The 13,233-nt window shown below is 72.4% G+C and carries 13 protein-coding genes; 5 read left to right on the top strand and 8 right to left on the bottom strand.

Annotated features, from left to right (window positions below):
- Positions 1-41: 41 nt before the first annotated feature.
- Together ACFWN7_RS05900 and gabT are read right to left on the bottom strand one after the other, a co-directional pair.
- Positions 42-1,376 carry a Glu/Leu/Phe/Val dehydrogenase gene (locus tag ACFWN7_RS05900; protein WP_376937810.1) on the bottom strand — a complete coding sequence of 445 codons (1,335 nt, stop codon included), beginning with the start codon at positions 1,374-1,376 and terminating at the stop codon, positions 42-44.
- Complete coding sequence (gabT, locus tag ACFWN7_RS05895; RefSeq protein ID WP_376937809.1) at positions 1,373-2,740, bottom strand: 4-aminobutyrate--2-oxoglutarate transaminase; 1,368 nt, start codon at positions 2,738-2,740, stop codon at positions 1,373-1,375. The genes ACFWN7_RS05900 and gabT overlap by 4 nt, the downstream gene beginning before the upstream one ends.
- A gap of 224 nt (positions 2,741-2,964) precedes the next feature.
- Here gabT and ACFWN7_RS05890 point away from each other — a divergent pair, with 224 nt between their 5' ends.
- On the top strand, positions 2,965-4,509 hold the full coding sequence (locus ACFWN7_RS05890) for a PucR family transcriptional regulator (protein ID WP_376937808.1): 1,545 nt from the start codon (positions 2,965-2,967) through the stop codon (positions 4,507-4,509).
- Between the two features lie 95 nt (positions 4,510-4,604).
- On the opposite strand, the gene ACFWN7_RS05885 is transcribed toward ACFWN7_RS05890, so the two are convergent.
- Positions 4,605-5,000 (bottom strand): RidA family protein, encoded by a 396-nt coding sequence (locus ACFWN7_RS05885; RefSeq protein ID WP_376937922.1) that lies wholly within the window; start codon positions 4,998-5,000, stop codon positions 4,605-4,607.
- Positions 5,001-5,136: 136 nt separating this feature from the next.
- Between ACFWN7_RS05885 and ACFWN7_RS05880 the strand changes: the two genes are divergently transcribed.
- The 4 genes from ACFWN7_RS05880 (at position 5,137) to ACFWN7_RS05865 (ending at position 7,832) form a co-directional block, all read left to right on the top strand.
- The gene (locus ACFWN7_RS05880) at positions 5,137-6,111 is read left to right on the top strand and encodes a helix-turn-helix transcriptional regulator (RefSeq protein WP_376937807.1); all 975 of its coding nucleotides are present in this window, start codon (positions 5,137-5,139) and stop codon (positions 6,109-6,111) included.
- A gap of 32 nt (positions 6,112-6,143) precedes the next feature.
- Positions 6,144-6,536 carry a DUF1801 domain-containing protein gene (locus tag ACFWN7_RS05875; RefSeq protein ID WP_376937806.1) on the top strand — a complete coding sequence of 131 codons (393 nt, stop codon included), beginning with the start codon at positions 6,144-6,146 and terminating at the stop codon, positions 6,534-6,536.
- Positions 6,537-6,783: 247 nt separating this feature from the next.
- Positions 6,784-6,978 (top strand): DUF1918 domain-containing protein, encoded by a 195-nt coding sequence (locus ACFWN7_RS05870; RefSeq protein WP_376937804.1) that lies wholly within the window; start codon positions 6,784-6,786, stop codon positions 6,976-6,978.
- An 83-nt stretch (positions 6,979-7,061) separates the two neighbouring features.
- Positions 7,062-7,832 (top strand): SGNH/GDSL hydrolase family protein, encoded by a 771-nt coding sequence (locus tag ACFWN7_RS05865; RefSeq protein WP_376937803.1) that lies wholly within the window; start codon positions 7,062-7,064, stop codon positions 7,830-7,832.
- A 49-nt stretch (positions 7,833-7,881) separates the two neighbouring features.
- Here the strand turns inward: ACFWN7_RS05865 and ACFWN7_RS05860 are convergent, their stop codons facing one another.
- The 5 genes from ACFWN7_RS05860 to ACFWN7_RS05840 all read right to left on the bottom strand — a co-directional run bounded on the left by ACFWN7_RS05860 (position 7,882) and on the right by ACFWN7_RS05840 (position 13,195).
- Complete coding sequence (locus ACFWN7_RS05860) at positions 7,882-8,379, bottom strand: FBP domain-containing protein (RefSeq protein ID WP_376937802.1); 498 nt, start codon at positions 8,377-8,379, stop codon at positions 7,882-7,884.
- A gap of 30 nt (positions 8,380-8,409) precedes the next feature.
- Positions 8,410-9,231 (bottom strand): hypothetical protein, encoded by an 822-nt coding sequence (locus tag ACFWN7_RS05855; protein ID WP_376937801.1) that lies wholly within the window; start codon positions 9,229-9,231, stop codon positions 8,410-8,412.
- 115 nt (positions 9,232-9,346) lie between these two features.
- Positions 9,347-10,420 (bottom strand): phosphate ABC transporter substrate-binding protein PstS, encoded by a 1,074-nt coding sequence (locus tag ACFWN7_RS05850; RefSeq protein WP_376937800.1) that lies wholly within the window; start codon positions 10,418-10,420, stop codon positions 9,347-9,349.
- 34 nt (positions 10,421-10,454) lie between these two features.
- On the bottom strand, positions 10,455-11,801 hold the full coding sequence (locus ACFWN7_RS05845; protein ID WP_376937799.1) for an aminotransferase class V-fold PLP-dependent enzyme: 1,347 nt from the start codon (positions 11,799-11,801) through the stop codon (positions 10,455-10,457).
- A complete protein-coding gene (locus ACFWN7_RS05840) occupies positions 11,798-13,195 on the bottom strand; it encodes an NtaA/DmoA family FMN-dependent monooxygenase (protein WP_376937798.1) in 1,398 nt (465 codons plus the stop codon). The genes ACFWN7_RS05845 and ACFWN7_RS05840 overlap by 4 nt, the downstream gene beginning before the upstream one ends.
- Positions 13,196-13,233 lie beyond the last annotated feature (38 nt).

Raw genomic sequence — 13,233 nt, 5'->3', positions numbered from 1 at the left:
CGCCCCGATTCTGGTGAGATTCGGGCGACTCGGCTCGGAGATCAGGGGTAGAGGCCGCGCAGCCGGTGCGCCTCTGCGACGCGTTCGACGGCGAGCGCGGTGGCAGCGGTGCGGAGCGAGAGGCCGCGGGCCCGGGCGCAGCCGAGCACGTGCTGCCAGGCACTGAGCATCCGCTCTTCCAGTCTGGACTCGACTTCGTCGGCCCGCCACCAGTACGCCTGATTCGCCTGCACCCATTCGAAGTACGAGACGATGACGCCGCCCGCGTTCGCGAGGATGTCGGGGACGACGAGGATGCCGCGCTCGCGCATGATGCGGTCGGCGGCGGGGGTCGTCGGGCCATTCGCGCCCTCGACGACCACGCGTGCCCGCACCTCGGCCGCGTTGCCCTCGTGGAGCACGCCCTCCACGGCGGCGGGCACGAGCAGGTCGACGTCCTCGGTGAGCAGCGCCGCGCCGTCGAGCGCGTCGGCGTCGGCGAAGCCGACGACCGATCCGGTCTCCCGCACGTGCTCGGTGAGCGCGTCGATGTCGAGCCCGCCGTCGGTCCGCACCGCACCGTACTGGTCGCTCACCGCGATGACCTTCACGCCCGCCTCGGCGAGGAACCGCGCGGCATCCGCCCCCACCTTGCCGAAGCCCTGCACCGCGGCCGTCGAACGCTGCGGCGCGAGGCCCGCGTGCCGGAGCGCGGCGAGCGCGATGTGCGTGACGCCCCGGCTCGTCGCCGAGGCCCGCCCGAGCGACCCGCCGAGCGAGATGGGCTTGCCGGTCACGATGCCGGGCACCGTGTAACCGCTATTGACGGAATAGGTGTCCATGATCCACGCCATGGTCTGCTCGTCGGTGCCGATGTCGGGCGCGGGGATGTCGCGCTCGGGGCCGATGATGGGCAGGATCTCGCTCGTGTAGCGACGGGTCACGCGCTCGAGCTCGGCCACGGAGTGCTCGCGGGGGTCGATCGCGAGTCCGCCCTTCGCGCCGCCGTACGGCACATCGAGCAGGGCGCACTTCCAGGTCATCCACATCGCGAGCGCTCGCACCTCGTCGAGGTTGACGTTGGGCGCGTAGCGCAGGCCGCCCTTCGCGGGGCCGCGCGAGAAGTTGTGCTGCACGCGGTAGCCGAGGTAGAGCCGGCTCTCGCCCGAGTCCATGCGCAGCGGCACGGCGACGCTCAACTCACGGCGCGGGGTCGCGAGCATCTGGTGCAGGCCGTCCGTGTAGCCGAGCAGCGCGATGGCCTCGGCCAGCTGGGCGCGCGCGTCGAGCAGCGGGGTGGGCGCGGTGGTGCGGGCAGCGGATGCCGCGGCATCCGCCGGTCGCTGAGCCTGCCGAAGGGCGGTCGACGTCGTCGTCGCCGCGAGGAGGTCGGTCATGCGTGCTTCAGTCCTTCGGCGACGACCGAGAGGCCCTCGATGAGCAGGTCGTCGGTGATGGTGAGGGGCGGCAGGAACCTGATGACGTTGCCGTAGGTGCCGCAGGTGAGCACGACGACGCCGTTCGCGTGGGCGTGCTTCGCGACGGCGGCCGTGAGCGCCGCGTCGGGCGCGCCCGTGACGGGGTCGACGAGCTCGATCGCGACCATCGCGCCGCGGCCGCGCACGTCGCCGATGCGGGAGTCGGCGGTGCGCAGCGCGTTGAGCCGGCCGATGAGCACGGCGCCGATCTCGCGCGCGCGCTCGATGAGGCCGTCCTCCTCGTATGACTCGATCGCGGCCAGCGCGGCGGCGCAGGCGAGCGGATTGCCGCCGTAGGTGCCGCCGAGGCCGCCGGCCATGGCCGAGTCCATGATCTCGGCACGGCCGGTGACCGCCGAGAGCGGCAGGCCGCCCGCGATGCCCTTCGCCGTGACGACGAGGTCGGGCACGATGCCCTCGTGCTCGCTCGCGAACCAGGCGCCGGTGCGGCCGAAGCCGGTCTGCACCTCGTCGGCGATGAAGACGACGTCGTTGGCGCGGGCCCACTCGACGAGCGCGGCGAGGAAGCCCTGCGCCGGCACGATGAAGCCGCCCTCGCCCTGGATGGGCTCGATGATGATCGCGGCGAGGTTCTCGGCGCCGACCTGCTTCTCGATCTGGGTGATGGCGCGGGCCGCCGCTTCGGCGCCGGACAGGCCGCCGTCGCGGAAGGGGTAGCTCAGCGGCGCCCGATAGACCTCGGGGGCGAACGGGCCGAACCCGCTCTTGTACGGGATGTTCTTCGCGGTGAGGCCCATGGTCAGGTTCGTGCGGCCGTGGTAGGCGTGGTCGAGCGCGACGACGGCCTGCTTCCTCGTGAAGTGGCGGGCGATCTTCACCGCGTTCTCGACGGCCTCCGCGCCCGAGTTGAAGAGGGCCGAACGCTTGACGTGGTGACCGGGGGTGAGGCGGTTCAGCGCCTCGGCCACGTCGACGTAGGAGTGGTAGGGAGCGACGGTGAAGCACGTGTGCGTGAACGCGTTCAGCTGCGTGGTGACGGCCTCGACGACGCGGGGGTTGGCGTTGCCGACGCCGGTGACGGCGATGCCCGAACCGAGGTCGATGAGCGAGTTGCCGTCGGCGTCGACGATGACGCCGCCGCCCGCTGCGACGACCGAGACGGGAATGGTCGTGCCGACGCCCGCGGCGACGGCCTCGGCCTTGCGCGCCATGAGCTCCTGCGAACGCGGGCCGGGGATGGCGGTGACGAGGCGGCGCTCCTGGGAGAGGGCGGGGCCTCCGACGGTGGTGGCCCGGGTGGCCGGGGTGTCGACGAGAGTCATTGGCTGCTCCGATACGAGGTGACGACGGTGGCGGATGCCGCCAATGCTAGGTCGGCTCCGACGGATGCCCCAGCGCCCGCGTGTACACTCGGGTGCACCTCCTTCGACTCCGCGTACAGTGGCATCGCTCCCTGAGCCTGTCGAAGGGAAATCGCCCGTTGCCCGCCCGCCTCGACCTTTCTACAGGCTCAGGGGAGTCCAGGCTCAGCGAGAGGAGACCGCAGATGCAGCCCACCGTGCAGACCCTGCTCGACCGCCCCGAGCTCGCCCTCACCCTGCTCACCCCGGCCGACGCGATGCCCGACGGGGCGCTCGCCGCGAACGTCGCCTGGGCGCACAGCTCCGACCTCGCCGATCCGACCCCGTTCCTCGACGCGGGACACGTGCTGCTCACGACCGGCACGCAGTTCGAGCCCGACGCCGACCCCGCATTCGCCGCCGACTACGTGCGGCGACTGCGCGAGACGGGCATCGCAGCGCTCGGCTTCGGCACCGAGGTGATCCGGGCGGGCACGCCGGGCGCGCTCGTCGACGCGTGCGCGGGCCAGGGCCTCCCGCTCTTCGAGGTGCCGTACCGGGTGCCGTTCATCGCCATCGTGCGCCTGGTCGCCGATCTCCTCGCCGAAGACGCCTACGCCCGCCACACCTGGGCCCTCGCCGCGCAGCGCGCCATCTCGCTCGCCGCGCTTCGTCCCGACGGCCTCTCGGCAACGCTCGGCGAACTCTCGCACCGCATCGGCTCGTGGGTCGGCCTCGTCGACGCGTCGGGCGCGCTCGATCGCGAAGCGCCCGGCGGCGGCCTCGGCCAGCCCGCCCTCGGGGAGGTCGTCGGCGAGGCGCGGTCGATGCTCCGCCGAGGCCAGCGCGCGAGCCGCACCCTCGTCGCCGGCGAATCCGTCGGAAGCCCGCAGCGATTCACCCTGCAGACGCTCGGCTCGGGCGGCGCGCTGCGCGGGGTGCTCGCGATCGGCGACTCCGCCGAACTCGACCAGGCCGGACGCGAGGTCGTGACATCCGTCATCGCCCTCGCGGGTCTCGCCCTCGAGCAGAACCGCGACCTCGACCGTGCACGCGGGCACCTGCGCACCGGCCTGCTCAGCGGCATCCTCTCGGGCGACACCTCGCTCGCCGAGCGGGTCGCGGGCGAGATGTGGGGCCCGTTGCCGTCTGCTCCGCTTCGCATCGCGGTGACGGATGCCCCTGCCCTCCACGTCGACCGTCTCACCGAGTTGCTCGAACTCCGGGTGGAGGAACGCGGGGGCCGGCTCTTCTTCGGCCGCGACGAGGACACGGTCGTGATCGTGCTCGAGGAGGCCGACACCGCGCTCGCCGAGGAGGTCGCCGCCGAGTTCGAGCTTCCCGTCGGCCTCTCCGACGCGGTGACGGCAGCCGGCATCCCGCTCGCCCACGAGCAGGCGCTGCGCGCCCTCGAGCGAGCCCGCGAGACCGGGGCGGGCGTCGTGCGCTTCGACGAGATCAGCCGGCAGGGCGTGCTGGCGTTCCTCGCCCGCACCGACGCGCGTGCCGTCGCCCTGGCGACCCTCGCCCCGCTCACCGAGCACGACACCGCGAACGGCACCGCGCTCGTCGAGACGATCCGCGCCTGGCTCGAGCACGGCGGTCAGTACGACGCGACCGCGCAGGCCCTGGGCGTGCATCGACACACCGTGCGCGGCCGGGTGGCCCTTGCCGAGCGCCTCCTCGCTCGCGACCTCTCGGGCTTCCACGCGCGCGCCGACCTGTGGGCGGCGCTGCTCGCGGTGGGCTGACGCTGCGGGTGCCATGCAGCAGGTCTTGCGGATGTCTCCGCCGAACGCTGACCCGTCAGCTCATCGAGATCGCGCGCGCACGCCCGCTGGTCGCATTACGCGACGGCGGTCCCCTCGAGTTCGACCATCTGGCCCGGAATCGCCAACCGCGTCACCCCGAGCATCGTGGTGGGCGGAGCCGCCCCGACGGCACCGAGCCGCGACGCCAGCACGCCGTAGTGCGGGAACAGCGCATCGACATCGGTGGTGTAGACGTTGAGCCGGACGAGGTCGGCCAGCGACATGCCGGCCTCGCCGAGCACGGACTCCAGATTGTCGAGGCAGAGCGCCAGCTGCGCCGCCATGTCACCGTCGTGTTGGGGCCTGCCATCGTCGCTCATCGCGGTCTGCCCGGAGCAGTACAGGGTCCGGGTGTGCCCGGCGACGACCTCACCCTGGTTGAATCCCATCTCCACCGACCACGTCGCCGGGTTGACCGCCGTTCGTTCGATTGTCACATCCACTCCATTCGAATCATTGCGAGCACGTACGTCGATCGGCTCGATAGCGGCCGTCTTCGACGTCGTATGAACGAGCCTCCCAACAAATCACGACATCCTTGGTCATGTATTCCGATAACGTTCTCGTATGCGCGCCGACCGCCTGGTCTCGCTGGTGCTGCTGCTGCGCCAGCGCGGTCGGCTGACCGCCGACACGCTGGCCCGCGAGCTGGAGGTTTCCACGCGCACCGTGCTGCGCGACATCGAAGCACTGTCCACGGCAGGCGTCCCGGTCTACGCCGAACGCGGCCGGCATGGCGGGTTCGCGTTGCTGCCGGGGTTCCGCACCGAGCTCACCGGACTGAACCACGACGAGGCCCTTGCCCTGCTGACCGCCGGATCGGGGCGTGGCGAGCAGGTATTCGGGCTCGGCTCGGCGCTCGCTTCGGCCGTGCGGAAGGTGGTCGACGCGTTGCCCGAGAACCACCGCGCCGCCGCGAGTGACGCGGCCCGGCGATTCCTCGTCGACCCCGAGACGGACCTGCTCTCACGCCGACGGGTCGCCGAGGACGTATCCGACACCATCATGATCGAGGTCCGGCGCGCGGTGCTCGCCGGAAACAAGCTGCGCATCCACTACGCGGCGGTGGACCGTGCCCCGAGTTGGCGCACGGTGGACCCGATCGGCCTGGTCACCGTGCGCGACACGGGCTACCTGCTGGCCATGACATCCGGCGCGGATCGCACCTACCGGCTCTCCCGAATCCTGGATGCCGAGGAACTCGCCGAACCCGCACAGCGACCCGACACGGTCGACCTCGACCGGATCTGGCAGGAACGCAGCACGCGGTTCCGAACCGGCGGCGACCAGGTCGCCGTGCTGGTACGGGTGGACCCGGCACGGCGGGAGGAGCTGGTGAGCACTGCCCTGGCCGTCCGCGCCGAAGCGCCCGACGCCGACGGCTGGCTGCGGCTGGAGGTGACCTTCCAAGATTCACGACACGCCGAATGGGCGCTGTGGCAGCTCAGCACGGACGCGGAAGCCCTGACGCCGCCGTCGTTGCGCACCTCCCTGCGCAACCGTGCCGCCGCGACCGCCGCGCGCTACGAAGGATCATCCTGAGCGTTGCGAGGGTGACGCAGTAGTCTCGCCCTATGCCTGAGCGCTTCGCCACCGTCGACGAGTTCCTCACCGCGCAACAGCCGCAACGGCGCGCCGACGTCGAATCGCTGCGCGCGCTCGTGCACGAGGCCGAGCCGGGGCTGACCGAGATCGTCAAATGGAACTCGCCCGACTACACGCAGGACGGCGTCGACCGGCTCACGATCAACGCAGCCGGCAAAGGTCCGGTGCGGCTCATCCTGCACTTCGGCACCGAGCGCGCGGAAGACAGGGATGCCGCGCCGTCGTTCTCAGGCGACCCCGGCGGCCTGCTGACGTGGCACTCGAACATCCGGGCGAGCCTCGCGCTGCCGGCCGCTGCTGAACTCGACGGCGAGCGCGACGCGATCATCTCGGTCATCCGGGCCTGGCTGGCCGAGGTGTAGCCGGAACCACCTCACGCAGTACGTCCGTCGAGTGGCGGCGTTCGAGTCCCGGCATCTGAGCATCCTGATCGAGCGGCCTACCGAGGCGGTATACGCATTCGAATACTTCGGCCGGGGTGCGCCAGACGAGGATCTTGCGAGGGCGGTTGTTGAGCGCGAGGGCGACGGTCTGGGGCGACGACCGATCACGCGACCTTCCGCCTCGCCGACCCCGGGCGTACGCTGGGGGCAGGCGAGAGGGGACACGATGCAGGCAGCGGTCGGCGATCGACTGGTCATCCACGGCAAGCAGGTCGGCCAAGCCGACCGGCACGGAGAGGTGCTCGAGGTTCGAGGGGCCGACGGCGGCCCGCCGTACTTCGTCCGCTTCGACGACGGGCACGAGACGCTGCTCTACCCGGGCGCCGACTGCGAGCTCGAACACGCGCACGAGTCCAGCTGACCCAGAGGGCGTAGGTCTCCGAGCGGATGCCGCGGCCTCCGTCGCTCCACCAGCCGTGCCGAGGCGCGCGCTACCGTTGAGGGATGTTCCACTCCTACGCGGCCATCGGAGACAGCTTCACCGAGGGAATCGGCGACGACCTGCCGAACGGTTCGGTGCGCGGCTGGGCGGACTTCGTCGCTCTGGGGCTCGCCGCGGCGGCGAGGGAGCCGATCGGCTATGCGAATCTCGCGAACCGCGGGCGCAAGCTCGGGCCGATCATCGATGAGCAGCTCGAGGCGGCGATCGCGCTCCGCCCCGAGGTGATCAGTTTCAACGGCGGCGGCAACGACATGCTGCGTCCGCGCATGCCGGAGGTTCGTGTCGCCGAGCGCTTCCGCGAGGCGGTGCACCGCATCCGCGGTGCCGGAATCCACGTGCTCATGTTGAGCGGTGCGAACCCCACCGATCACCTGCCGCTCGGCAGGGTCTTCGACGCGCGCGGGGTGCGGCTCACCGCCGCCCTCGACGACCTCGCCGAGCTCGACGGGGTCACGTTCGTCGACAACTTCAACGACCGCGGGCTCCGCGACATCCGCTACTGGTCGCCCGACAAGCTGCATCTCAACTCGCTCGGGCATGCGCGGGTCGCGAGCAACGTGCTCACCGCGCTCGGCGTCGACGTGCCCGACGAGTGGGGTGTCGCCGAGGTGGCCGCCGCGCCCGCCGGGACGCGGAGCCGCAGCACCGCCGCGTACTACCGCGAGTTCGTGCTGCCGTGGATCGGGCGGCGCCTCACCGGCCGCTCGTCGGGCGACGGCCGCACCGCGAAACGACCGACACTGGAGCCGCTCGCGCCGGATGCCGCGCGCTGACGCGCACCCGCGGCCGTGCGCTGGCGCGCACCCCGGGACATCCGCTCGCTCAGGCCCCGCCGAGCACATCGACGACGAACGCCTTCGTTCGACGCGCGAGCCCCTCGATGCGCTCGAGCTCGTGCACGCTCGGCAGCACCTCCGACGGCGCCGCGGGCCGCCCGAGCCGCACGGTCTCCTGGCACGCGAGATCACTGCACATGTAGGTGCCGACGCTGTCGCCGCGGTCGCCGGCAGGGCCCGCCCGTCGCGCCGAGAACAGCACCACCTGATCGCCCGGCTGCTGGGTGTGGCAGAGGTTGCAGATCGCCGCGCGGTGGCGCGAACCGTTCGCACCGGCTGCCCGCAGCACGACGCCGGTGGGCTCGCCCCCGAGTTCGGTCACGAGGTAGCCGCGAGCCGCGATGCGGGGATCACGCCAGGCGAACGCGTCGAGGTACAGCCACTCGGTGAGCGCGAAATCGTGGGGCAGCGACAGCTGCGCGAGCTCGGTGTCGCTCGCATTGCCGAATGACGCACGGATGTCGCTCTCCACCATCGGCTGCATGCATCCCCTCCCGTGTGCGACTCCCCCAGTCTACGAACCGTCGGGGCGCTCGGCGAGGCGGGTCGACGACCACTCCTCATAGGTCATGGGCGCCAACCCTCCCTCGGCGGATGTCGGCCCCCACACCCGGACGTCGTCGATCGAAGCGTTCGACAGTGGCACGACCGACCACTCGACCTCGGCGGAGCCGTCGTCCCAGGTCAACTCGACGGCGCTCGCCGGGTCGAGGTCGGCGGGCCGCTCGCGACCGTCGAACTCGTCGTAGGGGATGAACTGACGGATGCCGCCGTCGCCGAACTCCGTCTCGCTCACGCAGTTCGCGCCCCAGCCGCTCCAGTTCCGGCGCTGTGCGATCATGCAGACATCGCCGTCGTCGCGGAAGACCCACACGTCGTGTCCGACCGCGCGTCCGATGCTGCGGAGGGTCGCGACGGCGTCCGTGTCCAGCACAGCCACGAATCCACGCGGGCCCGCATCGGCGTCGCCGCGGGCACGCTCGAACACCTCGAGGCCTCGCGGCGGGTCGATGAGCTCGGACGTGCGGCCGAGCGCGACGGCGACTGCGGCGCCGACCAGGAGGAGCGCACCCCCGGCGAGGGCGAGCCGTCGACGTCGTCGGAGCCGCCCCGGAATCGCCGCATCGACGGCGAACTCGGCATCGACCGTGTCCGCCGCGGCACGCGCATCCTCCGAAGGTTCCGCCGCGGTCTCGGGCGTCGCCCGAAGCCGCGCGAGCTCCAGCTCGACGGCGACCAGTTCGGCCACGGCATCCGACTCGTGACCGTGCGGGGTGCCGTAGACCAGTCGCCGGAGCTCGGCGGCCCTGGCTTCGAGTTCGATCTCGTCGGTCACGGGCTGACCTATGGTCGGGCGACCCGCGATCCGGTGGCCATCGACGCTGATCCCATGCGCCAAGTGTCGCGCATGCGCGCCCCCATGGGAATGGTCGCGTCCGATCGGATGCCGCTCAGCCGATGCCGTCGACGGCGGCCTGCACCCGCTCGCGCAGCGAGTCGGAGATCGGCGCGGACCCGGCGTCTTCGGCCGCGGCATCCTGCCCCTCGGCGCTCGCGACCCACTGCAGGTAGCCGCGCACGAGCTCGCCCTCGCCCGGGTTCGCGTACTCGCGGCATGTGATGAGGTAGCTGACGAGCACGAGCGGGTAGACACCGGGCTCGCGCGTCGCCCGGTCGATGTCGATGACGAGGTCGTCGTCGGCACGGTCCGGCTCCATCGGCGAGACGTCGACGACTGCCGCCGCCGACTGCGCGTCGGGCTCGACCACGTCGTCGCCCACGACGAGGGCCGCGACGTCGAGCCCTTCGGAACGCGAGCCGTCGAGGTAGCCGATCACGTTCACCCCGTCGCGGATGACCGCGGCGACGCCGGAGTTGCCCTGTGCCGCCTCGCCCTCGAACGGGAACGCGTCGTCGGGCTCGGTCGGCCACCGCTCGGGCGCCGCCTCGGCGAGGTACTCGGTGAAGTTCTCGGTCGTGCCCGAGTCGTCGGAACGGTGCACGGGGGTGATCCGGGCGTCGGGCAGGCTCGCGCCGGGGTTGAGGCGCACGAGGCCTGGGTCGTTCCAGCGCTCGATCGCACCCGAGAAGATGCCGGCGACGGATGCCGCGTCGAGCTGCAGCCGGTCGACGCCGTCGACGTTGAACGCGAGCACGATCGGCGAGAGGTAGACGGGCAGGTCGATCGCGCCGGAGCCTTCGGTGCAGCGGGCGAGGGTGCCGCTCGTCTCCTCGATGCTGAGCGCCGTGTCGCTGCCCGCGTAGCCGACCGCGCCCACGATGAACTGCTCGCGGCCGGCACCGGAGCCGGCCGGATCGTAGTTCACGGTGACGCTGCCGTTCGCGCGCTGGAACCCGGCGATCCACGCGTCCTGCGCCGCACCCTGGGCCGAAGAGCCCGCGCCGTCGAGCGTGCCCTTCAGGTTGCTCTGCCCCTGACCCTGCTCGTTGACCGCGCAGCCGCCGAGCAGACCGGATGCTGCCGCGAGGGCGGTGATCGTGAGGGCGAGTCTCCGCACGCGCATGACCGCCATGGTAGCGAACGGCCCGCCGGCCTCGTCAGTCGATCTCCGGCCGGGGCCGGTCGTCGACGCGCGGACACCAGCCGCCAGGCGTGCGCTCGTAGGCGTGAGCCGGGCCGTCGGCGACGAGTCGCGCGAGCGCGTCGAGGAAGCGGTCGACATCGTCGGCGGAGGATCCGGCGCCCAGGCTCGCACGGAGGCCGTTCGACCGTCGCGCGACGCGATCGAAGAACGGGTGCGCGCAGAACCGCCCGGCCCGCACCGAGATGCCGTGCTCGGCGGCGAGCGCTGCGGCAAGGAGCCCGACGGAGCCTCGCTCGAGCTCGACGGTCGCGATGCCCAGCCGGTCGTCCGCGTCATCGAATCCACGGATGACACGAACGCCACGCAGGGCGGCGAGCCCTCGGTGCAGCCGCTCGGTGAGCGCCCGCTCGTGCTCGCGCCGGCACTCGTCGCCGAGGCGCTCGAGCTCGGCGAGGGCGCGGGCGAGCGCGGCGATGCCGACGACGTTCGGGGTGCCGGCCTCGTGGCGGTCGGCGCCGCGCTTCCAGTCGACCCCGCCGATCCCCACGGCCCCGACGGCTCCCCCGCCGGCCAGGTGGGGCGGTGCCTCGTCGAGCCAGTCCGCGCGCCCGACGAGGGCGCCGGCGCCGAACGGCGCGTACGCCTTGTGCCCCGAGAACGCGAGGTAGTCGAGATCGGATGCCGCGAGGTCGACGCGCCGGTGCGGCAGGAGCTGTGCGGCATCCACCGCGATCCGTGCGCCGTGCGCGTGCGCGAGACGGGCGATCCGGTCGATCGGGAGCACCTCGCCCGTCACGTTGGACGCACCCGTCACCGAGAGGAGCGCCGCGGGCCGGGCGGCGAGCTCGGCATCGAGCGCCTCGAGGGTCGCGGCGATCGTCGCCCGGCCGGCGACCACGCGGCGTTCCCGCCACGGCAGCAGGTTGGCGTGGTGCTCGATGTCGAGCACCACCGTCTCGCCGGGCACGGCGCTCGCGAGCAGGTTGAGCGCATCGGTCGTGTTGCGGGTGAACACGACGAGGTCGTCGTCGCGGGCGCCCACATGCCCGGCGACCGTGGCACGGGCCTCGTCGACGAGGGCGGTGATCGCCTGCGACGGGTATCCGCTGCCGCGATGCACGCTCGCGTAGTACGGGAGCAGGCGGGCGACGTGCGCGACGACCGAGTCGAGCGCCGGCGCGGATGCCGCGACGTCGAGGTTCACGTGCCGCACGACGCCGCCGCCCAGCACGGGCACCTCGAGTCCCGCGTCGGCGAGGGCGGCGAGCGGGGCGCACAGGGCGAGCGGGGCGCCCGGCCCCGCGGGTGCGGCCGCGGCATCCGCCTGCTGCGCGCCCGCCGCCGCGAGCACGCGCGTCACGAGGTGGCCTCCGCGATCCGCGAGCCCGCGTGCACGTTCTCGGGGCGCCCGAGCCCGAGGTGGTCGCGCAGCGTCTCGCCCTCGTACGCCGTGGGGAACACGCCGCGGCGCTGCAGCTCGGGTACGACCCCGCGCGCGAAGGCCTCGAACTGGGCGGGCTGCACCGCGGAGAGCACGTTGAATCCGTCGACCGCGCCGGCCTCGCCCCACGCCTCGAACTCGGCGGCCACCTCGACCGCCGACCCCACGACCATCGATGCGTTCACGGATGCCGCGACCACGAGATGCCGCAGCGTCGGCGGACGCTCGCCCGCGGGGCTCCGGCCGGTGCGCTCGGCGACGATCTCGACGAGCTCCTGGCCGGCGGCGCTGAACCGGGGGACGAGCGACGGCGTGACGGCGCGGTCGGGCGAGAGCCCGGAGACATCCAGCCCCACGAGCGTCGACAGCTGCGTGAGCGACCGGTTCTCGGGGAACGCGGCGGGCGGGCCGTCGGGCCAGTCCTCGGCGATCTGCACGAGCTCGCTGAGCTCGTCGGCGATCGACTGGGCGTGCTCGCGCGTCTCCCCGACGATCGGCAGCACCGGCACGATGACCTTGAGGGTTCGGTCGTCGCGGCCCGACTCGAACGCGAGCGATCGCAGCTCCTCGCGGATGGCCACGGCGTGCTCGAGACCGTTCACGGCGACGAGCGCGAGGTCGGCGCTCTGGGCGGCGAACAGGCGGGAGCGCGGAGAGGTTCCCGCGTGCACGAGCGGGAGGTGTCCCTGCACCGGTCGCGGCACGTTGAGCGGGCCCGACACGCTGAGGTGCGCGCCGTGGAAGTCGGTGGCGTGCAGGCGGGCCGGGTCGAGGTAGACGCCGGCCGCGGCATCCGCGACGATGGCCTCGTCTTCGAAGGAGTCCCAGAGACGGCGCAGCACGTGCTCGAACTCGACCGCCCGGTCGTAGCGCGACCCGTTGACCGCGTGGAAGTCCTGCCCGTGATTGCCCGCCACCCGCGGCTCGGCGCCGGTCACGAGGTTCAGCCCCGCGCGTCCGGCCGACAGCAGGTCGGCCGAGGCGGTGGCGCGAGCGAGGGCGTACGGGTCGGCGTAGCTCGTGTTCGCGGTCGCGATGAGGCCGATGCGCTGCGTCAGGCCGGCGAGGTAGGTGACGGCCGACAGCGGGTCGATGCGGGCGACGAGGTAGGGGTCGCGGAACTCCAGGTCGTGCCCGGTGGCCAGCCAGTCGCCGAAGAAGAGGAAGTCGAGCCGGGCGGCTTCGGCTACTTCCGCGGTGCGCCGGAGCACGACGGCGTCGCGGCGCGGGTCGCGATGCGCGCCCGGGTAACGCCACCCCGAAGGGTAGGCGCCGATCGCCCTGACCATGGCGCCGATGATGAGTCGTGTCATTCCGACCTCCCGCTCCTCGACGATAGGAAGGGCGAGCG

The organism is Agromyces sp. NPDC058484 (assembly GCF_042720415.1).
Lineage (GTDB): Bacteria > Actinomycetota > Actinomycetes > Actinomycetales > Microbacteriaceae > Agromyces.
This window is presented reverse-complemented; position numbering and strand designations above follow the sequence as displayed.

Excerpts from the sequence above, each read along its gene's own strand:
- ACFWN7_RS05900 (WP_376937810.1), bottom strand. The coding sequence starts at position 1,376 with ATGACCGACCTCCTCGCGGCGACGACGACGTCGACCGCCCTTCGGCAG.
- gabT (WP_376937809.1), bottom strand. The coding sequence starts at position 2,740 with ATGACTCTCGTCGACACCCCGGCCACCCGGGCCACCACCGTCGGAGGC.
- ACFWN7_RS05890 (WP_376937808.1), top strand. The coding sequence starts at position 2,965 with ATGCAGCCCACCGTGCAGACCCTGCTCGACCGCCCCGAGCTCGCCCTC.
- ACFWN7_RS05880 (WP_376937807.1), top strand. The coding sequence starts at position 5,137 with ATGCGCGCCGACCGCCTGGTCTCGCTGGTGCTGCTGCTGCGCCAGCGC.
- ACFWN7_RS05875 (WP_376937806.1), top strand. The coding sequence starts at position 6,144 with ATGCCTGAGCGCTTCGCCACCGTCGACGAGTTCCTCACCGCGCAACAG.
- ACFWN7_RS05870 (WP_376937804.1), top strand. The coding sequence starts at position 6,784 with ATGCAGGCAGCGGTCGGCGATCGACTGGTCATCCACGGCAAGCAGGTC.
- ACFWN7_RS05865 (WP_376937803.1), top strand. The coding sequence starts at position 7,062 with ATGTTCCACTCCTACGCGGCCATCGGAGACAGCTTCACCGAGGGAATC.
- ACFWN7_RS05860 (WP_376937802.1), bottom strand. The coding sequence starts at position 8,379 with ATGCAGCCGATGGTGGAGAGCGACATCCGTGCGTCATTCGGCAATGCG.
- ACFWN7_RS05850 (WP_376937800.1), bottom strand. The coding sequence starts at position 10,420 with ATGCGCGTGCGGAGACTCGCCCTCACGATCACCGCCCTCGCGGCAGCA.
- ACFWN7_RS05840 (WP_376937798.1), bottom strand. The coding sequence starts at position 13,195 with ATGACACGACTCATCATCGGCGCCATGGTCAGGGCGATCGGCGCCTAC.